At 67.5% G+C, this 23,836-nt stretch carries 20 protein-coding genes and 1 pseudogene; 14 read left to right on the top strand and 7 right to left on the bottom strand.

Annotation, left to right across the window (positions count from 1 at the left end):
• Positions 1-493 precede the first annotated feature (493 nt).
• The 11 genes from ACZ7KI_RS28615 to ACZ7KI_RS28565 all read left to right on the top strand — a co-directional run bounded on the left by ACZ7KI_RS28615 (position 494) and on the right by ACZ7KI_RS28565 (position 10,505).
• On the top strand, positions 494-1,288 hold the full coding sequence (locus ACZ7KI_RS28615) for an MlaE family ABC transporter permease (protein ID WP_470276160.1): 795 nt from the start codon (positions 494-496) through the stop codon (positions 1,286-1,288).
• Positions 1,288-2,142 (top strand): MlaE family ABC transporter permease, encoded by an 855-nt coding sequence (locus ACZ7KI_RS28610; RefSeq protein WP_470276159.1) that lies wholly within the window; start codon positions 1,288-1,290, stop codon positions 2,140-2,142. Before ACZ7KI_RS28615 ends, ACZ7KI_RS28610 begins: the two co-directional genes overlap by 1 nt.
• Before the next feature lie 73 nt (positions 2,143-2,215).
• The gene (locus ACZ7KI_RS28605) at positions 2,216-3,481 is read left to right on the top strand and encodes an MCE family protein (RefSeq protein WP_470276158.1); all 1,266 of its coding nucleotides are present in this window, start codon (positions 2,216-2,218) and stop codon (positions 3,479-3,481) included.
• Positions 3,478-4,479 carry an MCE family protein gene (locus tag ACZ7KI_RS28600; RefSeq protein ID WP_470276157.1) on the top strand — a complete coding sequence of 334 codons (1,002 nt, stop codon included), beginning with the start codon at positions 3,478-3,480 and terminating at the stop codon, positions 4,477-4,479. Before ACZ7KI_RS28605 ends, ACZ7KI_RS28600 begins: the two co-directional genes overlap by 4 nt.
• Positions 4,476-5,465, top strand: a complete 990-nt coding sequence (locus ACZ7KI_RS28595; protein WP_470276156.1) for an MCE family protein — start codon at positions 4,476-4,478, stop codon at positions 5,463-5,465. The genes ACZ7KI_RS28600 and ACZ7KI_RS28595 overlap by 4 nt, the downstream gene beginning before the upstream one ends.
• Positions 5,462-6,454 carry an MCE family protein gene (locus ACZ7KI_RS28590; RefSeq protein WP_470276155.1) on the top strand — a complete coding sequence of 331 codons (993 nt, stop codon included), beginning with the start codon at positions 5,462-5,464 and terminating at the stop codon, positions 6,452-6,454. Before ACZ7KI_RS28595 ends, ACZ7KI_RS28590 begins: the two co-directional genes overlap by 4 nt.
• Entirely contained in the window at positions 6,454-7,509 is a 1,056-nt protein-coding gene (locus ACZ7KI_RS28585; protein WP_470276154.1) for an MCE family protein, read from the top strand. The genes ACZ7KI_RS28590 and ACZ7KI_RS28585 overlap by 1 nt, the downstream gene beginning before the upstream one ends.
• Positions 7,509-8,699: an MCE family protein gene (locus tag ACZ7KI_RS28580; protein WP_470276153.1), complete on the top strand. Its 1,191-nt coding sequence runs from the start codon at positions 7,509-7,511 to the stop codon at positions 8,697-8,699. The genes ACZ7KI_RS28585 and ACZ7KI_RS28580 overlap by 1 nt, the downstream gene beginning before the upstream one ends.
• Positions 8,684-9,187, top strand: a complete 504-nt coding sequence (locus tag ACZ7KI_RS28575; RefSeq protein WP_470276152.1) for a hypothetical protein — start codon at positions 8,684-8,686, stop codon at positions 9,185-9,187. The genes ACZ7KI_RS28580 and ACZ7KI_RS28575 overlap by 16 nt, the downstream gene beginning before the upstream one ends.
• The gene (locus tag ACZ7KI_RS28570) at positions 9,184-9,786 is read left to right on the top strand and encodes a hypothetical protein (protein ID WP_470276151.1); all 603 of its coding nucleotides are present in this window, start codon (positions 9,184-9,186) and stop codon (positions 9,784-9,786) included. Before ACZ7KI_RS28575 ends, ACZ7KI_RS28570 begins: the two co-directional genes overlap by 4 nt.
• A gap of 62 nt (positions 9,787-9,848) precedes the next feature.
• On the top strand, positions 9,849-10,505 hold the full coding sequence (locus ACZ7KI_RS28565; protein WP_470276150.1) for a hypothetical protein: 657 nt from the start codon (positions 9,849-9,851) through the stop codon (positions 10,503-10,505).
• 576 nt (positions 10,506-11,081) lie between these two features.
• Here ACZ7KI_RS28565 and ACZ7KI_RS28560 read toward each other — a convergent pair.
• Positions 11,082-11,999 carry an RCC1 domain-containing protein gene (locus ACZ7KI_RS28560; protein WP_470276249.1) on the bottom strand — a complete coding sequence of 306 codons (918 nt, stop codon included), beginning with the start codon at positions 11,997-11,999 and terminating at the stop codon, positions 11,082-11,084.
• A gap of 346 nt (positions 12,000-12,345) precedes the next feature.
• On the opposite strand from ACZ7KI_RS28560, the gene ACZ7KI_RS28555 reads away from it, so the two are divergent.
• A complete protein-coding gene (locus ACZ7KI_RS28555; RefSeq protein ID WP_470276149.1) occupies positions 12,346-12,972 on the top strand; it encodes a DUF6801 domain-containing protein in 627 nt (208 codons plus the stop codon).
• Between the two features lie 70 nt (positions 12,973-13,042).
• Positions 13,043-14,410: a DUF6801 domain-containing protein gene (locus tag ACZ7KI_RS28550; protein WP_470276148.1), complete on the top strand. Its 1,368-nt coding sequence runs from the start codon at positions 13,043-13,045 to the stop codon at positions 14,408-14,410.
• Between the two features lie 18 nt (positions 14,411-14,428).
• On the opposite strand, the gene ACZ7KI_RS28545 is transcribed toward ACZ7KI_RS28550, so the two are convergent.
• The 5 genes from ACZ7KI_RS28545 to ACZ7KI_RS28525 all read right to left on the bottom strand — a co-directional run bounded on the left by ACZ7KI_RS28545 (position 14,429) and on the right by ACZ7KI_RS28525 (position 22,449).
• Positions 14,429-15,712: a PucR family transcriptional regulator gene (locus ACZ7KI_RS28545; RefSeq protein ID WP_470276147.1), complete on the bottom strand. Its 1,284-nt coding sequence runs from the start codon at positions 15,710-15,712 to the stop codon at positions 14,429-14,431.
• 230 nt (positions 15,713-15,942) lie between these two features.
• On the bottom strand, positions 15,943-16,737 hold the full coding sequence (locus tag ACZ7KI_RS28540; protein ID WP_470276146.1) for an arginase family protein: 795 nt from the start codon (positions 16,735-16,737) through the stop codon (positions 15,943-15,945).
• A gap of 107 nt (positions 16,738-16,844) precedes the next feature.
• On the bottom strand, positions 16,845-20,222 hold the full coding sequence (locus ACZ7KI_RS28535; protein ID WP_470276145.1) for a pyruvate carboxylase: 3,378 nt from the start codon (positions 20,220-20,222) through the stop codon (positions 16,845-16,847).
• 88 nt (positions 20,223-20,310) lie between these two features.
• The gene (locus tag ACZ7KI_RS28530; protein ID WP_470276144.1) at positions 20,311-21,234 is read right to left on the bottom strand and encodes a S8 family peptidase; all 924 of its coding nucleotides are present in this window, start codon (positions 21,232-21,234) and stop codon (positions 20,311-20,313) included.
• A 45-nt stretch (positions 21,235-21,279) separates the two neighbouring features.
• Complete coding sequence (locus ACZ7KI_RS28525) at positions 21,280-22,449, bottom strand: erythromycin esterase family protein (RefSeq protein ID WP_470276143.1); 1,170 nt, start codon at positions 22,447-22,449, stop codon at positions 21,280-21,282.
• A gap of 31 nt (positions 22,450-22,480) precedes the next feature.
• Between ACZ7KI_RS28525 and ACZ7KI_RS28520 the strand changes: the two genes are divergently transcribed.
• Complete coding sequence (locus ACZ7KI_RS28520) at positions 22,481-23,089, top strand: TetR/AcrR family transcriptional regulator (RefSeq protein ID WP_470276142.1); 609 nt, start codon at positions 22,481-22,483, stop codon at positions 23,087-23,089.
• Positions 23,090-23,116: 27 nt separating this feature from the next.
• Here ACZ7KI_RS28520 and ACZ7KI_RS28515 read toward each other — a convergent pair.
• Positions 23,117-23,668: pseudogene (locus ACZ7KI_RS28515) on the bottom strand (transposase); the annotation flags it as partial.
• Positions 23,669-23,836 lie beyond the last annotated feature (168 nt).

Genomic DNA, 23,836 nt, shown 5'->3' with positions numbered 1-23,836 from the left:
CAAGCCTCAGCAGCCCACCAGTCACAACGGCCGCGCGTGAAGGCCCCCTTCACGCGGCTCAGCCGAGGGAAGGGGACCATCACGTACTTCACGCGAGCAGGGCGCCGGTGCCGGGTGGGTCGGGTTGGTCGTGGGGGGGGGGTTGGGTTTTTCCCCCCCCCCCCCCCCCCCCCCCCCCCCCCCCCCCCACCCCCCCCCCCCCCCCCACCGCACCCCGAACAGCCCATCGCGCCGCCGAGCACGAAAGAACCGACAACCTCCCGACCCACCTTTGTCATAAAAGAACAAGAATTCACCGGTTACCAGGACGTGATGTCTTGATCACACCGAAGTTCTTGTCACCAAGCAGGCACGTGATTAGCGTACCGACCAGTAGGAAACCGCACGGTAACACCCCGTTGACCCTATTCAACGATTCCGTTCCGCCATTCGGAGCAAAGGAATTGCGCAACCTGGGGTGTATTCGCCGTGCCCGGAAAACTGGAGGGTCGGCGTGGGCGTCCGTACTAACGCACCCTCATTTCCCGGTGCGGGCGCGCTCCGGGAGACCGGCAGGCTCTACTCACTCGGCCTCGACGTCGTCCGCCTGTCTTTCCGGCGGCCGTTCCAGGCCCGCGAACTGATCCAGCAGTTCTGGTTCATCGCGAGTGTTTCGATCCTGCCGACGGCGCTGGTCGCGATCCCGTTCGGCGCGGTGATCGCGCTGCACATCGGGTCGCTGACCGCGCAGATCGGCGCGCAGTCGTTCACCGGCGCGGCCAGTGTGCTCGCGATCATCCAGCAGGCGAGCCCGATCGTGACCGCGTTGCTGATCGCGGGCGCCGGCGGGTCGGCGATGTGCGCGGACCTCGGCTCCCGCACGATCCGCGAGGAGATCGACGCGATGGAGGTGCTCGGGGTCTCCCCGATCCAGCGCCTGATCGTGCCGAGGGTGCTCGCCGCGATGGGGGTCGCCGCGTTCCTCAATGGAATGGTCAGCGTGGTCGGCGTCCTCGGCGGTTATTTTTTCAACGTCATCATGCAGAACGGTACACCGGGTGCGTATCTGGCCAGTTTCTCCGCGCTCGCGCAACTGCCGGACCTCTGGATCAGCGAGCTCAAGGCGGTCATCTTCGGTTTCGTCGCCGCGATCGTCGCTTCTTATCGCGGGCTCAATCCGAAAGGCGGACCGAAAGGCGTCGGTGACGCGGTGAACCAATCCGTGGTGATCACGTTCCTGCTCCTGTTCCTGTTGAACCTGGTGCTGACGACGCTTTACCTGCAGCTCGTCCCGGCGAAGGGCAGCTGATGGTCACGACTGCTTCACCCACGCGTTCGGCACGGGTCCGCGAGGCCGTGGACCGCCGGTTCGGTTTCCTGGACACGCTCGGCGACCAGATCCTCTTCTTCCTCAAGGCACTCGCCTGGGTGCCGCGCGCGGTGCGCCGCTACCTCCGCGAGATCACCCGGCTGCTGGCCGAGGTCAGCTTCGGCAGCGGAGCGCTCGCGGTCATCGGCGGCACGATCGGCGTGATGATCGGGATGACCGTGTTCACCGGCACGGTCGTCGGGCTCCAGGGGTACTCGGCGCTCAACCAGGTCGGCACGTCGGCGTTCGCCGGGTTCGTCTCCGCGTACTTCAACACCCGCGAGATCGCCCCGCTGGTCGCGGGTCTCGCGCTTTCCGCCACCGTGGGCTGCGGGTTCACCGCGCAACTGGGCGCGATGCGGATCTCCGAGGAGATCGACGCGCTGGAAGTGATGGGCATCCCGAGCGTCCCGTACCTGGTGACCACCCGGATCATCGCGGGCTTCCTCGCGGTCATCCCGTTGTACGCGATCGGCCTGCTGACCTCGTATCTCGCGTCGCGCCAGATCACCGTCTGGTTCTACGGCCAGTCCGCGGGCACCTACGACCACTATTTCCTGCTGTTCCTGCCACCGGGTGACGTGCTCTGGTCGTTCGGCAAGGTGCTGGTGTTCAGTGTCGTGATCGTGCTCGCCCACTGCTATTACGGCTTCCGCGCGAGCGGCGGCCCGGCGGGGGTCGGGGTCGCCGTCGGACGCGGGGTGCGGACCGCGATCGTGGCGGTCAGCGTGCTGGACTTCTTCCTCAGCCTCGCGATCTGGGGCGCGACGACGACGGTGCAGGTGGCCGGATGAGCGAGCCTGCGAGCGAATCATCAACACAGTGCCCGCTCATGCGACGCGAAGTGACCCCGTACGAGGAGGAGGCATGAGCCGGCGCGGGCTGCGCAAGGCCGGGGTCAGGACAGCCGGGGTGCTGTTCCTCGTGGTGATGTCCGCCCTCGTGCTGCTGTCGATCAAGATCTACCGCAAGGATTTCGTCGAATCCGTGCCGGTGACGCTGCAGGCGGACCGGGTCGGCAACCAGTTGCGCACCGGCGGACAGGTCAAGGCGCGCGGCGTGGTGGTCGGCGAGATCCGTGACGTCCGCGCGACGCCGGGTGGCGCGGAGATCGACCTGGCCATGGAGCCCGGCAAGGTCGCCCAGCTGCCGAAGAACGTGTCCGCGCTGCTCGTGCCGAAGACCCTGTTCGGCGAGCGGTACGTGCAACTGTCCATTCCGGACGGTTCGAAGGTGGGGCCGCTCGCCTCCGGTGACGTGATCACGCAGGACCGCTCGGCCAACGCGATCGAACTGGAGCGCGTCTTCGACAACCTGTTGCCCCTGCTCAAAGCGGTACAGCCACAGAAACTCGCCACCACCTTGACCACCGTCGCCACCGCGCTGGAGGGCCGCGGCGACCAGATCGGCGACACCCTGGCCACCGCGGCCGACTACCTCCAGAAGTTCAACCCGAACCTCCCGACGTTGAACGAGAACATCCGCGACCTCGCGACGGTTTCCCGGCTGTACGGCGACATCGCGCCGGATCTGCTCGACGCGCTGAGCGCCTCGGCGGTCACCCTCGACACCGTCCAGGAGAAACGAGCCGAACTGGCGACCGTGTACCAGCAGGTGACGTCGTCCTCCCAGCACGTCACGACGTTCCTCACGAACAACCGCGCCAACATCATCGCGCTCGCGGTCGACAGCCGGGCACCGCTGGAGATCGGCGCGAAATACTCGCCGAGTTTCGCCTGCACACTGGACGCGCTGGCCAAGCTGAAGCCGCAGATGGACAAGGTCCTGGGCGCGGGCACCGGCGAACCCGGGCTGCACGCGGAGATCACCATCAGCCAGCCGCGCGGGAAATACGTCCCCGGCAAGGACGACCCGGTCTACAACGCCACCGGCGAACCACGCTGCTATCCCTCGAACGGCCTGATGGGCCAAGGAATCCAGACGACCGGCGAGCCGCGTGCCGCGCTCCCAGGTGTGCAGGGTGACCTCGGCCTCGCGAACTCGCCACAGGAAAGGCAACTGATCTCCACCCTGGTCGCGCCGTCGGTCGGTGTCCCGGCCGATCAGGTTCCCGCCTGGGGCAGCGTGCTCGTCGGCCCGCTCTACCGGGGAACGGAGGTGACCCTGCGATGAGGAACTTCGTGAGCCCGCTGATCAAGGGGCTGATCTTCGTCGTCGTCACGACACTGGCCACGGTGCTGCTGGCGGTGTCCATCACGAACACCGGCCTCGGCGACACCAGGACCTACAGCGCGAAATTCCTCGACGCGACGTCACTGAACGTCGGCGACGACGTCCGGATCTCCGGGGTGCGGGTCGGCCAGATCGAGGAACTCGAGATCGCCGACCACACTTACGCGCGGATCAAGTTCTCCCTCGACTCCCAGCGCAGGCTGCCCGCCGACGTGAGCGCCGTCATCAAGTACCGCAACATGGTCGGCCAGCGCTACATCGCGCTCGAACGCGGCAAGGGGACGGGCGGGCTCCTGGAGCCAGGAGCCGAGATCCCACTGGAGCGCACCACGCCCGCGCTGGACCTCACGGAGTTGTTCAACGGCTTCAAACCGCTGTTCCAGGCGTTGTCCCCCAAGGACGTCAACCAGCTCTCCGGCGAGATCGTCCAGGTACTCCAAGGCGAGGGCGGCACCGTGGAAAGCCTGCTGGCGCACACGGGTTCACTGACCACCACGCTCGCGGGCCGCGACAAGGTGATCGGCGACGTGATCACGAACCTGAACACGGTGCTGAAGACCATCAACGGCAAAGGCGACGCGCTGGCCACCCTGGTCTCCACGCTGCGCGAGCTGGTCTCCGGGCTGGCCGGTGACCGCGCCGAGATCGGCGAAGCGGTCTCCGGCCTCGCCGAACTCACCACCGCCACGGCCGGTCTGCTCGAACAGGGCAGGCAGCCGCTCAAGGACAGCATCAACGGCCTCGGTCTGCTCTCGGGACAACTCGTGAAGGGCAAGGACGACGTCGAGCAGTCCCTCACCGTGCTCCCGAAGAAACTGAACGAACTGGGGCGGATCAGCTCCTACGGATCTTGGATGAACTTCTATCTGTGCTCGGCCGTGCTCCGGAGCACCCCTCCCCGCGGGGTACCGGCGACGGCGGAGAGGTGCACGTCGTGAAACCCTTCAAGGAACGGAACCCGATCGTCGTCGGTCTCGTCGGCAGCGCCGTCGCCGCCGGGCTGCTGGTCGCGACGTTGAACTACGAGAACCTCCCGATCATCGGCGCCGGAACCACCTACCAGGCGGAATTCTCCGAAGCGGCAGGCTTGCAGGCCGACGACGAGGTCCGCATCGCCGGGATCAAGGTCGGCGAGGTGAGCGCCGTCGAGCTGGCCGAAGACCACGTACTGGTCAGCTTCCGGGTCAAGGACGCGTGGGTCGGCGACAAGACCGCCGCCGAGATCAAGATCAAGACCCTGCTCGGCCGGAAGTTCCTCGCCTTGCGCCCGACCGGCGAGACGGTGCAGAACCCGAAGCAGACCATCCCGCGCACCCGGACCGTGACCCCCTACGACGTCACCGAGGCGTTCAACGGGCTGGCCGACACCGCGGGCGCGATCGACACCGGTCAGCTCGCGGAAAGCTTCACCACGCTCAGCGACACGTTCAAGAATTCGCCGGAGCACATCCGGAAGGCACTCGACGGGCTGACGTCGCTGTCGAAGACCGTGTCGTCGCGGGACAACGAACTCGCCAGCCTGCTGTCCAACGCGCACGGCCTCACCACGACGCTCGCGAACTCGAACGACGACTTCGCCAAGCTCCTCGCGGACGGCAACCTCCTGCTGACCGAGCTGGACAACCGGCGGCAGGCGATCCACGACCTGCTGACCGGCTCGCAAGAGCTCGCCACTCAGCTGTCGGGCCTGGTGGCGGACAACAAGGACCAGCTCGGCGGCGCGCTCAGCCAGCTCGGAGAGGTGACCGACATCCTGCAGCGGCAGAACGACAATCTCGCCAAGAGTCTCGACCTCGCCGGGCCCTACTTCCGCGTGGTGAACAACTCGCTCGGCAACGGACGCTGGGTGGACAGCTACCTGTGCGGGCTCGTCCCGGAGAACCGGGACCCGTGCACCCCGAAGATGCCGGGAGGTGGCCGATGATCAGCAGGTTCGTCACGCTGGCACTCGTGCTGGCCTTGGTCGTCGTCGGCGGCCTCTGGTGGATCTTCTCCGGCAGCGGGCTCGACCGCGTCACCGTGTACTTCTCGCGCGCGGTCGGTGTCTACAGTGGATCGGACGTCCGGGTGCTCGGCGTCCGGGTCGGCCAGGTCGAATCGGTGACCCCGGAAGGGGAACAGGTCAAGGTCGTCCTGACGGTCGAGGGCTCGACGCCGATCGCGGCCGACTCGGGCGTCCTGGTCGTCGCGCCGAGCGTGGTGGCCGACCGGTACGTCCAGTTCACCAAACTCACCCGGGCGGGGAACCGGCTGGACGGCGGCGCGGTGATCCCGGTCGAGCGCACCGGCACGCCGGTGGAACTCGACCAGCTCTACTCCAGCCTCGACACCCTCGCCAAGGCACTCGGCCCCCAGGGCGCGAACGCCGACGGCGCGCTTTCGGAACTGCTGCGCACCGGCGCGAAGAACCTGCAGGGCAACGGGAAGCCGTTCAACGAATCCGTGCGCAACTTCGCCGATCTCGCCAGGACCCTGTCCGGGAACTCGGAGAGCCTTTTCGCCACCGTCGACGAACTGCAGCGGTTCACCTCGATGCTGGCGACCAACGACCGGAACGTCAGCGAGATCAACCGGCAGCTGGCCTCGGTGACCGGAACCCTCGCGCAGAACAAGGACGAACTCGCCAAGGCGCTCACCGGTCTCGGGAGCGCGCTGGCCGAGATCCAGCAGTTCATCCGCGACAACCGCGCACTGATCAAGTCCAATGTGGACAAGCTCGCGGTGACCACCGGGACGCTGGTCGACAAACGCGCCGCGCTGGCCGAAACCCTCGACACCATCCCGCTGGCGGTGACGAACGTGCTCGAAGCCGTCGACCCGAAGACCGGGAAGCTGCAAAGCCGCGGCAACCTGCTCGAATACGCCCCGCTCCCGCTGCCGGTCGCCGGCGACACCTACACCGGGGGGCGCTGATGGCCACGAAACGGTCGATCGCCGTGCTCGCCGCGTGCTGTGTCGCGCTCACCGGTTGTTCCTCCGACTTCAAGGGCGTCTACGACCTGCCGCTCCCCGGCGGCGCGGACATCGGCGACCATCCGTACCGGGTGACCGTGCAATTCGCCGACGTCCTCGACCTGGTCCCCCAGGCGGCGGTGAAGGTGGGCGACGTCCCGGTCGGCCGGGTCGAGACGATCAAGCTCGGCGAGGACGGCTGGACGGCCGAAACCGTCTTGGCGGTCAACGGTGACGTCCACCTGCCGGCCAACGCCATCGCGCGGCTGCGGCAATCCAGCCTCCTCGGTGAGAAGTTCATCGAACTCGCGCCGAGCGCGGCGAAGGCGGAAGGCAGGCTCGGCAACGGCGGGGTGATCCCCGTCGCGAACACGAACCGCAACCCCGAGTTCGAGGAGGTCTTCGGCGCGCTTTCCCTGCTGCTCAACGGCGGTGGGATCGGCCAGTTGCAGACCATCAACCGAGAGCTGTCGAAGGTGATGGACGGCAACGAGGAGGAGATCCGCTCGTTCCTGTCCACTGTGGAGCAGCTGGTGTCCAACCTGGACTCGCACCGCTCCGACATCACCTCGGCGCTCGACGGGCTCAACCGGCTGTCGGCGACACTGGCCAACCGGAAGACGCAGGTCGAGGGCGCCCTCACCGATCTCACCCCCGGCCTCAAGAGCCTGTCGGAACAGCGCACCCAGCTGGTTTCGATGCTGCAGTCGCTGGACCGGCTTTCCGGCGTCGGCGTCGACGTGATCAAGAAGAGCCGGGACGACCTCGTCGCGGATCTGACCGCGCTCGCGCCGATCCTCAAGCGCCTGGCCGACGCGGGACAGAGCCTGCCGCAGTCGCTGGAGATCCTGCCGACGTTCCCGTTCACCGACGCGGTCCTCGACGGGATCAAGGGCGACTACCTGAACGTCTACGCGTCGATGATCCCCGCGCCGGGCGTCGAACTCCCGCCGCCCGGTGAAGGTGTCCCGCCGGGACTCCCGACCCTGCCGCTACCGCCCTCCGGAGGTAGCTGATGCTCACCATCCGTGTCCGGATCCAGGTGATCGCCTTCGTCATCATCGCGCTCGCGACGACGGCGTTCGTGGGGGCCAGCTACGCGGGGCTCGACCGGCTTTTCGGTGCGAGCGGGTACACCGTGAAGCTCGCGCTGACCGATGGCGGCGGGCTGTTCACCAATGGCGAGGTGACCTACCGCGGCGTCGCCGTCGGCCGGGTCGGCGACCTGCGGCTCACCGAAGGCGGGATGGAGGCGGATCTGCTGATCGACGACGACGCGCCGCCGATCCCGGCGAACTCACGCGCCGTCGTGGCGAACCGGTCCGCGGTCGGCGAGCAGTTCGTCGACCTGCAGCCGCGCACCGGTGACGGGCCGTTCCTCGCCGACGGTTCGGTCATCCCCCGGGAGGCGACGGCCGTTCCGCTTCCGGTGCAGCATCTGCTGACCGACCTGGACTCGCTGACCGCGTCCGTGCCGACCGAGGATCTGCGGACCGTCGTCAACGAACTCGACAACGCCCTGCGCGGTTCCGGCGCGAACCTCCAGGTGCTGCTGGACTCCACCACCGACTTCACCAAGCAGGCCGCGAACCACCTGCCGCAGACGGAGAAACTGCTCACCGACGGCTCCACCGTGCTGAAGACCCAGGTCGACTCGTCGCAGGCGTGGCGGCAGTTCAGTGACAACGCCAAGCAGTTCGCGGAGCAACTGTCCCGTTCGGACGGTGACCTCCGCAAGCTGATCACGACCGCGCCCGAGGCGGCGACGCAGATCTCGGGGCTGCTGCGGGACAACGAGCCGGGGCTGCCGATCCTGCTGGCGAACCTGCTCACCACCTCGCACGTGTTCTCCGCACGCACCGACGGCCTCCGGCAGCTGCTGATCAACGTCCCGAAGGCGGTCTCCGCGGTCGACACGGCGATCGACGAGACCGGGAAGATCGGGCTGGTACTGACCTTCTTCGAGCCGATGCCGTGCACCAAGGGCTACGGCGAAACGCAGGTCCGCAGCAGCCGGGAACTCTCGGCGCTGCCGTTCAACACCGGTGCCGCGTGCACGCTCGAAAAGGGCAACCCGAGTTCGGTCCGCGGCTCGCAGAACGCGCCGAAGGGCGGCGTACCGCCCGCCGCCGTCCCCGGCGGCTTCGGCGCCGACGGCCAGCCGACGTCCACCAGCCTCGAGGAGATGTTGTGGCTGCGCAACTGAAGATCGCGATCGCCGTGCTCGCCGCGGCCTGCGCGTTCACCGGATGGGCCGGGTACACCTGGTTCACCGCGACGGGGTCCGAGGCCGTGACCTACGGGAGCTCGCGGGACGACGCGCTGAAGACCGGCCGTGAACTGGTCGCCCGGTTGACCAGCCTCGACCACCACCGCGTCGACCAGGGCATCGCCGACTGGCTCGCCGCGTCGACCGGTCCGCTGCGCGATCAGCTGGGCAAGACCGACGACGCGACGAAGCAGACGCTGGCCAAGGACGCGACGGTGTCGACCGGCAAGGTGCTCGACGCGGCGATCAGTGAGCTGGACGACCACGCGGGAACGGCCAAGATGCTGGCTTCGGTGGAGATCACCATGGCGAAGGAAGGCGCGGCGCCGACGACGAAGCGCAACCGGTTCGCCGCCGGGCTGACCAGGACCGGCGAAGGCTGGAAACTCAGCGCGCTCGACCAGCTCCCGGTGGGTGCGCGATGACCGCCACCGCCGACACCGAACCCACCGCCGAGACCATCGCCGAGACGGAAACCGAGACCGAAGCCGTCACGGACGAGGTCACCGAAACACCGGGCCGCCGTCCGAAGCTGCCGCTGATCCTGCTGGTCGCGGCGGTCGTGATCGCGGCGGCCGGGGTGTGGTTCACGCTGGAGGCGAAGTCGATCTCGGCGACGCCGTCGGCGGCCAACACCGCGCTCACCGACGTCGGCGCGACAGCCGAGGTGAACTCGGCGGTGACGGTGGCGCTCAACAAGATCTTCTCCTATTCCTACGACCGGACCGACGTCACCGAAAAGGCGGCCGCCTCGGCGCTGAGAGGTAAGGCGCTGGAGTCCTACAACCAGTTGTTCACCCAGGTCAGGGAAAAGGCTCCGGCGCAGAAACTCGTCCTCACGACCCGCGTCTCGTCCTCGGCGGTCCAGGAACTCGGCGGTGGCAAAGCGAGGCTGCTGGTATTCCTCGATCAAGCGGCGACGAGAGCCGACAACAATTCGTCGACAACGGCCGCCGCACAGCTTTCGGTCACCGCCGAACGTGAAGGCGAAAACTGGGTCATCACCGAGCTCGTCCCCCGGTGACAAACCGGTCAATCCCCCTTTCGTCCGCGTTATAAAACAGGAGAGAAAACGAGGAGATACCCATGTTCGGTCGAACGCGCCCGAAAACCGCCCGTCGCCGTCTCGGAACGGTCGTAGCGCTCACTTCCGCGATCGCCGTGGCGGGCAGCCTCGCCGCCACCCCCGCCCTCGCGGACGATCCGGTGGAGATCCCGGTGTCCTACACCGTCACCGGCAAGACCACGGTGAAGAAGACCGGCGGCACCCTCGACCTCGGCCCAGGCCAGCTCGACGGCGCCCTCGTCATCGACGGTGACAACGTCGGGATCCGAGGCAACCTGTCCCTGCCGCCCTCGACGGCGAACATCTCGCTGGTCTCGGGCGTCTTCAAGATCAAGGCCCGCGTACGGATCGAGCCGACCGGCCCGGTCACCGGCACGCTGGCCAACGGCGACCTGACCACGCATTCGCAGGCGAACATGCTGATCGACAACATCGTGGTCGGCCTGTTCTGGCCGGTCATCCCGCTGCCGACGGCGCCGAGCGCCTGCAAGACGGTCAAGCCGCTCGACCTGACCCTGGTGTCGAAGAACGTCGACCTGTTCGCCCCGTCCATCCCGTCGTCGGGCGTGTTCACCATCCCGGAGTTCAAGGACTGCTTCATCAACGACCTCGCGCTGGGGGCGTTGATCTCCGGTCCGGGCAACACGATCAACTTGGACATGAAGTCGAACGTCTGATGGCGTAAGGCTCGTGAGTGGTGCCGCTGAGCATCGTGGTGGCATTTTCGGGCCGTGAAGGCCTCCTTGAGGGAATCTGATTCCCTCAAGGAGGCCTTCACAACCCGCCCGCTACCACTCACCCCCGTAGGGTGTCGCGTGCTCAGAGCCGGGAGACGGTTCAGCCGTTGACGGGATCGACGATGGAGGAATCGGGACACTCAACGTCCCGATTCCTCCATCGTCGCGACCTCACCGCACCCTGACCTCGATCAGCTCACTCTTGATTGTCCTTAAGGGACACTTCCCACGACCATGACGCCTGTTTGAGGCGTTTTGCGCGGTTTTGGGAGAGGGTCGTGAGTGATAATGAGCGTTCTATTGAGGGGTAAGGCAAAGGTGGCGTGGTGGGTGGTAAGTCCGTGAAGGCCTCCTTGAGGGACTCTGGGTCCCTCAAGGAGGCCTTCACGGACTTCAAGACGGGACGTTGATGTCACAGCCGTCCCACTGTCACCAAGGATCACATCTGACGGTAGCGAAGGCCTCCTTCCCTACCGTCAGAGTAGGCAAGGAGGCCCTCACTAACGGCGGAACGCCTCAGCAGAACTGCGGCGCCGTGGGGTCGACCAGCGCGACCCCGGTGCCGTCACCAGCGGAAACGGCGTAGACCGGAGTGCACACGCCGGAGAACTTCCACATGTCCATCGGCGGTTCCGAGCTGGTGTCCCGGCTCTCCTGCTTCAGGTTGCTGCCCCAGGCGAAGACGCTTCCGTCGGCCTTCAGCACGACGTTGTGGTTGTAGCCGGAGTCGATGGCGACGACGTCCGACTGCGCCTCCGGCGGAACCGTCGCCTGGCCGTAGGTGTTGTCGCCCCAGGCGAGGACCCCGCCGTTCTTCAACGCGATACTGTGCCGGAACCCGGCCGAGATCGCCGTCACCCCGGACGTCGCCGCCGACGGCACGGTGATCTGCCCCTTCGAGTTGCCACCCCAGCCGAGGACGCCGCCGTTCTTGAGGGCGAGGCCGTGGTCGACGCCGGCGGCGATCGCGGTGACACCCGAGGAAACCGTGGTGGGGACGGCGGTCCGCGAACCCCAGCTCAGCACTCCCCCGTTCTTGAGGGCGAGATTGAAGTAGGCGCTGGTGGAGATCGCGGTGACGCCGGACGTCGCGGCGGCCGGGACGACGTTCTGGCCGTAGAAACCGTTGCCCCAGGCGAGGACGCCGCCGTTCTTGAGCGCGAGTCCGTGTGCCCAGCCCGCGGCGATCGCCGAGACCCCCGACGTGGCCGCGGCCGGCACGGTGGCCTGACCGTAGCTGTTGTTGCCCCAGGCGACCACACCTCCGTCCTTGAGGGCCAGATGGGTGATCCCGCCGGCGGAGACCGCGCTCGCGCCGAACGCCGAGACGGGCACCGTGCCCTGCCCCTGCTGGTAGTCGTTGCTTCCCCACGGGCGCGGTTCGCCGGTCGGCGCGGCGTCGGCGGTACCGGACAGGGAAACCGTGGCGATCATTACGGCTATCGCGGTACTCGCCACGCGCCGGGTCGCGGATCGTCGATTGACTGAAGCCATACGCGAAATGTTAACCCGATTCCGCCGATCGGCCGTCGCTTTGTCATCCTCGGACAAACTTCATAATCGCATTCAGCACCCACTGACAAGAAAGAACGGATCCCTCACCCACCCGGAAACATGTCGACATGAATCCTTGTTACGTACATAACTCGCGGGTAACCTCGGTTTACCCCACCACCGAGATAGTCGACTCGAGTCGAGCATAAAAGATCAGAAAATATCGCCGAAAGGCGCATGGGGAAAGCCGTCCGAGACGTAAACTGGATCAAAGGAGATGACAGGTATGTCCCGCAGACTTGGCAGGTTGTCAGCCGGTGTCGCCACCACCGCCGTCGTGTTCGGCGCGGTCGCAGGCCTCACCGCCGGAACGGCCTCGGCCCTCACCCCCTACACGACGGGCAAAGTCGCGTACATGTGCAACTTTCCCGCCATCGGCCAGCAGCAGCTGGACGTGACGGCCAAGTTCGACGGACCGGCTTCGGTCGCCTCGGGCGGCACCTTCACGCCGTCGAACATCTCGGGCACCGCGACGATCAGCGCCACCATCAACGCGCTGCTCAACAGCGCCAACTACGACGGCGTCCGCGGCAAGGTGAACATGCCGGTCACCGTCACCAACGCCACCCCCGCTTCGGCGACGGTGACGAACCTCGACGTCCCGACACAGGTCACCCCGTACGTGCCGGGAGCGCGGACGTTCAACATCGTCCAGGACACGGGCACCGGCGTTCCCACCTTCACCGCCGGCACGCCCGGCTCGGCGACCGCCAGCCTGGGCACCACGATCAGCGCACCGCTGGAGTTCCACAAGAAGGATGGTTCCTGGACCGCCTGGAGCTTCAACTGCACCGTGAAGAACACCAACCCGGCGCAGAACCGGGCGTTCACCCCGTCCATCACCATCACCTGATGAACCATCCGTGCGGGGCGGGGACGCCCGCCCCGCACGGTCTCCACCACCGGATTCGAGAGGAACCCAGATGACGCAGCAGGTTCGCCGGGCACTCGGGAGGTTTCCCGTTCTGGCGGGCGTGATCCTGCTCGCTGGGGTGAACGGCGCGCTGGCCTCTTCGGCCGCGACCGATCCGGCGACCTCGCCGAGGCCACCGCTATTGCAGGGCGCCGCCTTTGCGCGCCAGACCCTGACGAACACCTGTGTCTTCGCGGATCCGGTCGGCGAGCGTCCGGTCACCATGGACGTCCAGGCCACCCTGCCGAAGGTCGTCCCGACTGGAAAACCTTTACAGGTCAAGGACTTCTCTCTCACTTTCACCATCGGAGAAGGCACGCTGACCGGCCTCACCGAAGTAGCGGGCGCGGTGACGCTCGAACTCACGGCCACGCACGAGGACAAGAAGACCCCGGTTCCGGTGACCCTCGAGATCCCCTCGACCAAGGTGCCCGCCGCCGGTGAACTGAAACTGGTCGCGACGGGCAAGGTGCCCGACATCGTGGTGAGCCTCCCCGGTGAACTCCGGCTCACCACGGGCGCGCCGTCCCTCACGCTGACCGGGGTACCGGCGGATCCGCCGCTGAAACCGATCACCTGCAAGCAGGCTCCGGATCAGAACAGCGAACTGGGCCGCGTCACGCTGATGAAACTGAACGTCGCGAAGCCGCAGCCCGGAAAATCCGGGCAGAAGCCCGAGCCCGGAGCGCGCGCCGCGAACGAAGAGCCGGCGCCAGAGCCGATCGCCGTGATTCCCTTGCAGCCCTTCGAAACGCAGGGCACGTCGACGGTGGCGAAACTGGGCGCGCTCGTCCGGTTGACCCCCTCGTTCATCTTCAACGCCTTCTACTACCTCTACCCGGAGCCTCCACACCGCACCACCGGCTCCACGATGATGCCGGCGAGCGAGGTGAAGATCCTCGGCTTCGGTTTCGTGCCGATCAACGGGACGATGGAGCTCCTGCCGACCGACTACAAGACCGGCAACACCGTCATCGACGTCGAGACCATGTTGCACGGGGACACCACGACGACGGCCATCCTGCGGCTCGAACTCTTCGGGAAACTGAAGAACATCACCATCAACGGCGTCACCCTCGACGTCGGCGACCACTGCATGACCAGCGAGCCGATCGTGCTGAACCTGCGCGGGCCGAACTGGGACCCGTTCAACGGTGGCGTGCTGCGTACCGATCCGAACGACCCGGAGCCCGCCTACCGAGGCTTCACCCTGCCCGCCTTCTCCGGCTGCGGGGTCAAGGAAGACCTCGACTCGCTGCTGACCGGAATGAGTTCGGGCACGGGTAACCAGGCCTGTGTCGGGGTCAACCAGGTCGGCCTGCCCTGGGACGACGTCCGCAAGTGCCCGAACTCGGAACCGCCGGTGGCGCGCCGCTGAGGCCGTCGCCCGCGCGACTCAGGATCCGCTGGGCGTCCACTGTGGACTCGTGCGCGGCGACGGCAGCAGCTCCGGCAGCGCGTATCCCGCCGACGACGCGGCAGGCGCGACACCCGCTCGCAGCGCGAGTTCCATCTCGAACCGCGCCCCCGGGTCACGCAGGTGCTCACCGAAGGTCGCCTGCAACTGCCGCATGCGGTACCGGACGGTCTGCGGGTGGACCTGCAACCGCTCGGCGATGTCGACGACGTTGCCCTGACTGTCGAGCCAGGCGCGAAGGGTTTCGAGGAGCCGTTCCTGCTGCTTCCCGGTCATCTCGGCGAGCGGTGCGAAAAGACGGTCGCGCAGGAGGCAGGTCAGCGCGGTGTCGGCGTTCACGAGCAGGGTCGAGAGGTGGTCTTCGGCGCGGATCACGCGGCGGGCCTGGATGATCCCGCGTTCGGAGAGGCGCAGGGCGTCGCGAGCCCAGCGGAGGGAATCGGCGACGGAGTCCAGCCGGCGGCACGGGCCGATCGACAGCCGGTAGTCCGGCAGCGCGGCCTGCAAGGTGGCCAGGCGGGCACCGGAGATCTCGCCGGATACGAGCAGACGCGGCTCAGCACAGTCGAGTTCGGCAAGGACGTCCGAATCCACCACGTTGTGCCGCCGGGGTCTGACGGTGTCGTCGATCGGCTGCAGCACCACCGGCGTCGCGCGTTCGGGCATCGTCCAGCCGGTCAGCTGCGCGAGTTCCGCGATCGCCTTCGACGGCGCGGGCGGGGTTTCCAGCACCAGGTGCAGCAGCTTGCGGCGCCACGTGTCCAGTGCCCCAGCCGTGCGTGCCTTCGCTTCGAGATAGCCGTCCAACGCGACGGACGCCAGCTCGTCCATGAACGCGAGCATGGCGTCGGCCAGTTGCGACATCACCGCGGACGAGAGCCCGCTGCGCCTGCCGACACGCATGATGCGCCGCCACGAAACACGGGCGCCGACCCGGTACGCCGACTGGAGGGTGTCGAGGCTGCGGCCTTCCCGCATCTCGTTCTGCCCGAGCCGGTGATGGACCTCGTGTGACTGTTCCTTCGAGACGGAGGGGTCCGCGATCTGCGCGACGAACAACGTGATCGCGTACTCGACGCCGGCGCGGATCGACTTCCCGTACGGGCCGTCGAGCGGGCGCGCGTACGCGGGAATCGTCGCCCGGATCTCGTCGACGATCTCGTTGGCGAGACTGCCCAGTTCCGGGCGCAGGATGTCGGCGAGCTTGCGGGGAAGTGCCGCGGGAGGCTGCGCAGCGTGTTCGATTCCGCGCTCCACCGACATCGCAGCTCCTTTGCTCCGCCCAGCGTCCTGACATCCCACGTTCGTCGTGAGGTGACAACGAACACATCGGAGATGTGGCCGTGAATGTGTCACCTTTCGCAGAAGAAACCGATTTCTTGTCACCGTGTGACAAAATCACGCGGTCTCTTGCCGCTTTGCTGACAAATACCCGGCAAACGCCTCGCGCGGTACGTACGAACGGCCGAAAGGGATACCGCCGTGACGGAGCGTCACTGCTTTCCGGTGAGCAACTCCCCGAGAGCCTCGATCACGGGCTCGAGACCGCGGACCTCGGTCCCGGCGCATTCGGTGATCCCCGCGCCGACGACCTCGAAACCGCTCAGCCCGCGAAGCATCGTCACCAGGCGCTCGATCGTCAAGCCACCTGGCTCCGGGTAGTTCAAGCCGTCGAACTCCCCCGGGTCGAGCACGTCGAGGTCGAGATGGACGTACACCTTGTCCGCGCCGGCCAGCCCGGCGGCGAGATCGGCGGTCTCCACCACGAGCCCACGGTCGACCACGGCCCGCTCCGCCTCGTCGAAGACCCGGGTACCGGCGAGCACGACGCGGCCGGGTTCGATCGGCGGGTCGGCGGCGAACTCCGGGTCGCCCTCGCCGAGCAGCGACCGCAGCACCATGCCGTGGAACGCGCCCGACGGCGAGGTCTGAGCGGTGTTGAGATCGGCATGGGCGTCGAACCAGGCGACGCCGAGACCGGACCCGAACCGGTGGCGGGCGACGCCGATCGGGACGAGTTCGACGCCGCAGTCCCCGCCGATGGTGAGCACCGGCCCGCCGGGCGCCTCCAGCGCGGCGAGCTGCGCGGCCCGGTTCTCGCCGGTGAGGACCGCGCGGTTGGCGACGCCGTCGACCACGGGTGAGGTCTCGCGAGTCTGCCGGATGTGGTGCACCGGCACGCCGAGCACGTGGCCCGCCAGTTCGGCGAGCGCGACGCAGCCTTCGGGCAACTCCGGCGCACGCTCGGTCAGCGCGCCCTGAAACTGGGGTACGGCGTTGATCAGCACCCGGCCCAGGTTAGTGCGCCCCCGGCCTCACCTCACCGCAATTAGTCCTCTAAGTGCGGTAGTTGCTCACGCAAGTACCGCACTTAGAGGACGAAATGCATCGGGGGTTACTCCAGGACGAGCAGCAGGTCTCCGCCCTCGACCTGCTGGACGGCGTTGATCGCGCGCCGCGACACCTTGCCGCCCGTGGACGCGGTGATCGACGCCTCCATCTTCATCGCCTCGATGGTCGCGACCGTCGCACCGGCTTCGACCTCGTCACCGTCGGACACCTGCAGCGTGACCACACCGGCGAACGGCGCGGCGATCTGCTTCGGGTCGGACTTGTCGGCCTTCTCCGTCGCCGGGATGTCGGACGCGATCGAGGTGTCGCGGACCTGGATCGGGCGCAGCTGGCCGTTGAGCGTGGCCATCACCGTGCGCATGCCGCGCTCGTCGGCCTCGCCGATGGCCTCCAGCTCGATCAGCAGCCGGACACCCTGCTCCAGGTCGACCGAGTACTCCTCGCCCGGACGCAGCCCGTAGAAGAAGTCCTTCGACGGCAGCACCGAGGTGTCACCGTACTGCTCGCGGTGTGCCTCGAAGTCCTTCGTGGGCCCGGGGAACAGCAAGCGGTTCAGCGTCGAACGGCGGTTCTCGGCCAGCCCCTTGCGGTCCTCTTCGGACAGTTCCTGCACCGGCTTCGGTTGCGCGCGGCCTTCGAGGGCCTTGGTACGGAACGGTTCCGGCCAGCCGCCGGGCGGGTCGCCCAGCTCACCGCGCAGGAAGCCGATCACCGAGTCCGGGATGTCGAACTTGTTCGGCTCCGCCTCGAAGTCCTCCGGAGAGACGCCCGCGCCCACGAGGTGCAGCGCGAGGTCACCGACCACTTTGGACGAAGGCGTGACCTTCACCAGGTGACCGAGGATCTTGTCGGCGGCCGCGTACATCGCCTCGATGTCCTCGAACCGCTCGCCGAGGCCGAGCGCGATCGCCTGCGTGCGCAGGTTCGACAGCTGCCCGCCCGGGATCTCGTGGTGGTACACGCGTCCGGTCGGCGAGGCGAGCCCTGCCTCGAACGGCGCGTAGATCTTGCGCACGCTCTCCCAGTACGGCTCCAGGTCGCCGATGGCCTGCAGGTCCAGCCCGGTCGGCCGGTCCGAGTGGTCGGTGGCGGCGACGAGCGCCGACAGCGACGGCTGCGACGTCGTGCCCGCCATGGAGGCGACAGCGCCGTCGACGGCGTCCGCGCCCGCCTGGATCGCGGCGAGGTAGGTGGCCAGCTGGCCACCCGCCGTGTCGTGCGTGTGGATATGCACCGGCAGGTCGAATTCCTTGCGCAGCGCGGAAACCAGCCGTGCCGCCGCCGGTGCCCGCAGCAGGCCCGCCATATCCTTGATGGCCAGGACGTGCGCCCCCGCGCCGACGATCTGCTCCGCCAGCCTGAGGTAGTAGTCCAGGGTGTACAGCTTCTCGGCCGGGTCCGACAGGTCCGAGGTGTAGCAGAGCGCGACCTCGGCGACGGCGGATCCGGTCTCGCGCACGGCCTCGATCGCCGGACGCATCTGCTCGACGTCGTTCAGCGCGTCGAAGATCCGGAAGATGTCGATACCGGTCGCCGTCGCCTCCTCGACGAAGGCATGGGTCACCTCGGTGGGGTACGGCGTGTAACCGACGGTGTTGCGGCCGCGCAACAGCATCTGCAGGCAGATGTTCGGGACCGCTTCCCGCAGCTTCGCCAGCCGCTCCCACGGGTCCTCGGCGAGGAACCGCAACGCGACGTCGTAGGTCGCACCACCCCAGCACTCCAACGAGAGCAGCTGCGGCGTGGTGCGCGCGACCACCGGCGCGACGGCGAGAAGGTCCTTGGTCCGCACGCGAGTGGCGAGCAGGGACTGGTGCGCGTCACGGAAGGTCGTGTCGGTGACCCCGATGGTCGGCGACTCCCGCAGCCACCGCGCGAAGCCGTCCGGGCCGAGTTCGGTGAGCTTCTGCTTCGACCCGGGGGCCGGTTCGAGGTCCTTGGCCAGCTTCGGCAGCTTGACCTGGGGTTCGAGGGTGCGCGGACGCTCGCCGTGCGGCTTGTTGACCGTCTTGTCGGCGAGGTAGGTCAGCAGCCTGGTCCCGCGGTCGGCCGAGTGGCGCGCGGTGAGCAGATGCGGGCGCTCCTCGATGAACGACGTCGTGACCCGGCCTTCGCGGAAGTCCGGATCGTCGAGGACGGCCTGCAGGAACGGGATGTTCGTGGCCACCCCGCGGATCCGGAACTCGGCGACGGCGCGGCGGGCGCGGCCGACGGCGGTCTTGAAGTCGCGGCCGCGGCAGCTGAGCTTCACCAACAGCGAGTCGAAGTGCGCGCTGATCTCGGTGCCGGCGAACGCCGTCCCCCCGTCGAGGCGGATGCCGGAACCGCCGGGCGAGCGGTACGCGCTGATCATCCCGGTGTCCGGGCGGAACCCGTTGGCGGGATCCTCGGTGGTGATGCGGCACTGCAGGGCGGCACCGCGCAGGTACACCTTGTCCTGCGAGAGCCCGAGGTCGTCGAGTGTCTCGCCGGAGGCGATGCGCAGCTGCGACTGGACGAGGTCGACGTCGGTGACCTCCTCGGTCACCGTGTGCTCGACCTGGATCCGCGGGTTCATCTCGATGAAGACGTGGTTGCCGTCCTTGTCGAGCAGGAACTCGACGGTGCCGGCGTTGCGGTAACCGATCTGGCGGGCGAACTTGACCGCGTCCGCGCAGATCCGGTCCCGCAACTCGGACGGCAGGTTCGGCGCGGGGGCCAGCTCGATCACCTTCTGGTGCCGCCGCTGGACCGAGCAGTCGCGCTCGAAGAGGTGAATCACGTTGCCCTCGCCGTCGGCGAGGATCTGGACCTCGATGTGGCGGGGCTCGACGACGGCCTTCTCGATGAACACCGTCGGGTCGCCGAAGGCCGACTCGGCCTCGCGCGCGGCGGCCTCGATGGACTCGCGCAGCTGTGCCGGGTCCCCGACGCGGCGCATCCCGCGCCCGCCACCGCCGGCGACGGCCTTCACGAAGACCGGGAAGCCGATCTCCTCGGCCGCGGCCACCAGCGCGTCGATGTCGGAGGAGGGTTCGGACGAGCCCAGCACCGGCACTCCGGCCTCGCGTGCGGCCTTGACCGCGCGGGCCTTGTTCCCGGTCAGCTCGAGGATGTCCGCGCTCGGCCCGACGAAGGTGATGCCTTCTTCTTCGCACGCGCGCGCGAGGTCGGGGTTCTCGGAGAGGAAGCCGTAGCCGGGGTAAACGGCGTCCGCGCCCGCCTTCTTGGCGGCCGCCACGATCTCCTCGACCGACAGATAGGCCCGCACCGGATGACCGGGTTCGCCGATCTCATAGGCCTCGTCGGCCTTCAGCCGGTGGAGCGAATTGCGGTCTTCGTGCGGGAACACAGCCACCGTGCCCGCGCCGAGCTCGAATCCGGCGCGGAACGCGCGGATGGCGATCTCACCCCGGTTGGCGACCAGTACCTTGCGGAACATGCCGGTCCTTCCCATCATCGGATCGGTAGGTGAGGCACGTTACCTGTTCGCTCCCGGAGGGCGGGAGCCGTTGCCCAGGTGATGGACATCATCCCCGCTTGAGTTGCGTACCCGGACTCTGCAGCAACCGGTTCCCGGTGCCCTCATGGACACCGGTCAGGACGTCGACCGCGGCGCCGTCGACAAGCGCCTTGGCGACGTCCGCCGCCGAGCCGCCCGGGTGCAGGCTCCGGTACAGCGCGGCCACCCCGGCGACATGCGCGGCGGCCGACGACGTCCCGCTCAGTACCTTGCCGCCGCTGCCCCCGGCGTTGGGTCCCGGCACGTCGACACCGGGGGCGAACAGGTCGACGACCTCGCCGTAGTTCGACGCCGAGCCGACCTGGTCGCTGGCGTCGGTCGCGCCGACCGTGAGCGCTTCGGTCACCCGGCCGGGGGAGAACTGCCCCGCGTCGGTGGCCTCACCACCCGCCGGGAGGGCGACCGGGATCACCGCCGCGAGCGCGCGGACCGCGGCGTCGAGCTGGTCGTTCGGCGCACCGCCGATGCCGAGGACGGCGACGGCGGGCTGCCGCGCGTTCTGCGTCACCCAGTCGATACCCGCGATGATCTTGTCCGTCGCGCCGCCGCCCTGTGCGTCGATCACCCGGACAGGGACGATCTGCGCGCCCTTGGCGACGCCGAAGGTCTTCGACGCGGCGACCCCGGCCAGATAGGTGCCGTGACCGTTGGTGTCGGAGGTGTCGGTGCCGCCGTCGAGGAAGTCCTTACCGGGCTTCACCCGCCCGCCGAAGTCCGGATGCGCCGCGTCGACCCCGCTGTCGATCACGTAGATCGTGACGTCCTTGGCGTCGGTCTCGTAGTGATAGAGCTGGTCGAGGCCCGTTCGCTGGTCGATCCGGTCCAGTCCCCAGTTCGGCGGGTTCTGCTGGACTTCCGTCGCGGAGGCAGGCTGCGCCAGGAAGAGCAAGAGGGCCAGCGCGGCCATGACTCGTACCAGTCGAATGATCATGCCTTGGCTCTACGCCTGTCCCCCGGGAGCGGCAACCCCGGAGTGTCACCCGTTCGGTTCGTCTTGTCCGATGTGGCCACTGACCGTCGATTCCGGCAAGCAGACGAGCGCGTCGAACGCGTTGACGACGTCGACGGGGTTGAACATATGCGCGTGCCGGATGCTCCGGGGCCCTTCGGTACCACGTCGCGCACGGAGGTCCACCAGCCCGGGACCTTCGCTTTCGACGCTCCCGTCGGCCGGGCCGTCGAGATCCTGTTCGTACACGGTGAAACCGAGTCGTGCGGCCGGATCCGGCTTGAGGCCGGTGGTCTTGCCGGTGACCGCGGTGAGCGCCAGCGCGAAGTAGTCGTCGCCGTACTCGGCGGCCAGATGCGTGCCCGCCGAAGGTGCGGTCAGCCCGGGGAACGGCGAGAACGGCACGCGCTGGAGGTGTCCGTTGTGGAGCATCACGACGATCTTCGTGTCGTCGCCGTGAAGCCGCCGGATCAGCCGGACGGTTTGGGCCATGTACAGGTCACGCGAACCGCTCTGCAGGGCGGGCGCGCCACCGGACATCATCGCGGCGACCTCGGCGAGGTAGGTGTCGACCCGCAGTGCGCCGTCGGCGTGATGCTCCGCGATCGTTTGCGCCTCGGTGTTCCCGTAGACGGGACGCAGCGACGTCAGATGCGTCTTGAGCCGTGTGAGTGCCGCGGTCGCCTTGTCTTTCGCGGCGGCGTCGAGGGCGGCGTACTTGGCAGGCGCGTCCGCGCTGCTGACCGACGCGTAACCGCTGGTGGCCTCGATCGCCGCGTCGACAAGACTCGTGGCGGGCTCGTCCACAGTGGACAGGTAGGCGCGGACCGCGTCGAGCGACGGCACGGGCGAGCCCGCGGAACTCGGCACGTCGAGTCCGAAGTAGCGGACGTCACCGCGTTCACGAAGCCACGTCAGCATGTCGTGCGCCTCGGGCGACTCGCCGAGGGAGAAGGTGAAGCCGTCACGGCCGATGTCGGCGACGTCACCGGGGCCGCCTTTCAGCCACTCTTCGACAAGCTTCCCCTCGGCGAAGCCGGATTCGAAGCCGATCACGCGGAAGCCGTGTTGTTCGACGAGGTGCTGGAGCAAACGCTTGCGCAGTTCACCGAACTCGTGGATGTGGTGGTTGTTCTCGCCGATGGCGACGATCTTCGCGTCGCCGACGAGTTCGGCGATCTCGGCTGGGTCTGACATACTGAGCACACTAACGCAACAGGAGTAGCAATTGGCAACCTCCGGCACCCAGCGGCCCGGCGGCCGGACCGAACGCACGCGTCTCGCCGTCTTGCACGCCACCCTCGACCTACTGGCCGAACGCGGCTTCAGCGAGCTGACCGTGGACGCGGTCGCCGAGCGGTCCGGAGTGCACAAGACGACGGTGTACCGGCGATGGTCGTCACCGGACGGCCTCGTCGCCGCCGCGCTGCGGATGGGCACCGAAGACGACTGGAAGGCGCCCGACACCGGATCGATCGAAGACGACCTGTACGAGGTGGCGGCGGAGGTCGTGCGGTACTTCACCGAACCGGCACTGAAGGAACTTCCGACGGCGTCGGTACTGGCGGCGTTCCAGTCACCGCAAGCGGCCGAGGCGCTGCACGGCTTCTATCAGGACCGGCATGAACGCATGACGCCGATCGTGGAGCGGGCCATCGCGCGAGACGAGGTCCCCGAAGGGACCGATGCGGTCGAGGTGGTGCGGGCGGTGTGCGGGCCGGTGTTCTACCGGCTTTTCGTGTCGCGGGAAGGCGTTACGCCGGCGGACGCACGGGTGACGGCGCGGGCGGTGGCGGTGGCGGCACGGGAAGGCGCTTTTGTGGTCTTTCGCGTTTAGTCGACTAAAAGGCTCCGGCAATAGGGGCTATTTGAGTCGGCGGGTCGTGGGGCGGCCGTCCCAGCGGTAGGTCTGGCGGGCTTGCTGGATCAGGCAACGTAGGGTGACGAACGCGGCGGCGAGGTAGAGGTAGAGGTAGAAGTCGACGATGTCGCCGTCGCGGTCGGTGCAGCGGCGGAGTTTGCCATAGTTGTTCATCCAGGAGTGCGTGCGTTCCACGACCCAGCGTTTTCCGACCTGGATAGGGCTGGGAATGCCTTTTTTCGCGATCTCGCCGTCGAGGTGGTGGTCGGTGAGCACGTCACGGCTGGGCTGGCCGTCATAGCCGGAGTCCAGGTGCGCCAACGGTTTATGCGGTAAAGCACCGACTTGTTCTTTGACAGCCTTGTTAGTGGGATCGAGCAAGGGTGAATCGTGCCGATTCGCTCCGGCTGAGAAGATGCCCACGGGTACGCCGCCGGCATCGGTGGCGGCGGAGCGTTTCAGGCCGCCTTTGCGGCGATCCACCGGTGACGAACCCGCTTTATCCCCGCCACAGGGGGCTTTCGTGATGCAGCCATCGATCGCGAGGTCATCGAGTTGTCGATGAGGGAAGATGGCACAGCAGGCACGGGCAGTCCAGGTGATCACGTAGCGTCAGAAACTTCATGATTACCTATGCCCGTGCTTGCCCGACCACCGGACATTCAAGATCAACACGCCGCATCAAGTGTCGGGGCCTCTAAAGGCGGGGTCTCGCAACGTAGT

This window comes from Amycolatopsis sp. NPDC039088 (genome assembly GCF_055598845.1).
This window is presented reverse-complemented; position numbering and strand designations above follow the sequence as displayed.

Excerpts from the sequence above, each read along its gene's own strand:
- ACZ7KI_RS28610 (WP_470276159.1), top strand. The coding sequence starts at position 1,288 with ATGGTCACGACTGCTTCACCCACGCGTTCGGCACGGGTCCGCGAGGCC.
- ACZ7KI_RS28605 (WP_470276158.1), top strand. The coding sequence starts at position 2,216 with ATGAGCCGGCGCGGGCTGCGCAAGGCCGGGGTCAGGACAGCCGGGGTG.
- ACZ7KI_RS28600 (WP_470276157.1), top strand. The coding sequence starts at position 3,478 with ATGAGGAACTTCGTGAGCCCGCTGATCAAGGGGCTGATCTTCGTCGTC.
- ACZ7KI_RS28590 (WP_470276155.1), top strand. The coding sequence starts at position 5,462 with ATGATCAGCAGGTTCGTCACGCTGGCACTCGTGCTGGCCTTGGTCGTC.
- ACZ7KI_RS28585 (WP_470276154.1), top strand. The coding sequence starts at position 6,454 with ATGGCCACGAAACGGTCGATCGCCGTGCTCGCCGCGTGCTGTGTCGCG.
- ACZ7KI_RS28580 (WP_470276153.1), top strand. The coding sequence starts at position 7,509 with ATGCTCACCATCCGTGTCCGGATCCAGGTGATCGCCTTCGTCATCATC.
- ACZ7KI_RS28570 (WP_470276151.1), top strand. The coding sequence starts at position 9,184 with ATGACCGCCACCGCCGACACCGAACCCACCGCCGAGACCATCGCCGAG.
- ACZ7KI_RS28565 (WP_470276150.1), top strand. The coding sequence starts at position 9,849 with ATGTTCGGTCGAACGCGCCCGAAAACCGCCCGTCGCCGTCTCGGAACG.
- ACZ7KI_RS28560 (WP_470276249.1), bottom strand. The coding sequence starts at position 11,999 with ATGATCGCCACGGTTTCCCTGTCCGGTACCGCCGACGCCGCGCCGACC.
- ACZ7KI_RS28555 (WP_470276149.1), top strand. The coding sequence starts at position 12,346 with ATGTCCCGCAGACTTGGCAGGTTGTCAGCCGGTGTCGCCACCACCGCC.
- ACZ7KI_RS28550 (WP_470276148.1), top strand. The coding sequence starts at position 13,043 with ATGACGCAGCAGGTTCGCCGGGCACTCGGGAGGTTTCCCGTTCTGGCG.
- ACZ7KI_RS28545 (WP_470276147.1), bottom strand. The coding sequence starts at position 15,712 with ATGTCGGTGGAGCGCGGAATCGAACACGCTGCGCAGCCTCCCGCGGCA.
- ACZ7KI_RS28535 (WP_470276145.1), bottom strand. The coding sequence starts at position 20,222 with ATGTTCCGCAAGGTACTGGTCGCCAACCGGGGTGAGATCGCCATCCGC.
- ACZ7KI_RS28530 (WP_470276144.1), bottom strand. The coding sequence starts at position 21,234 with ATGATCATTCGACTGGTACGAGTCATGGCCGCGCTGGCCCTCTTGCTC.
- ACZ7KI_RS28525 (WP_470276143.1), bottom strand. The coding sequence starts at position 22,449 with ATGTCAGACCCAGCCGAGATCGCCGAACTCGTCGGCGACGCGAAGATC.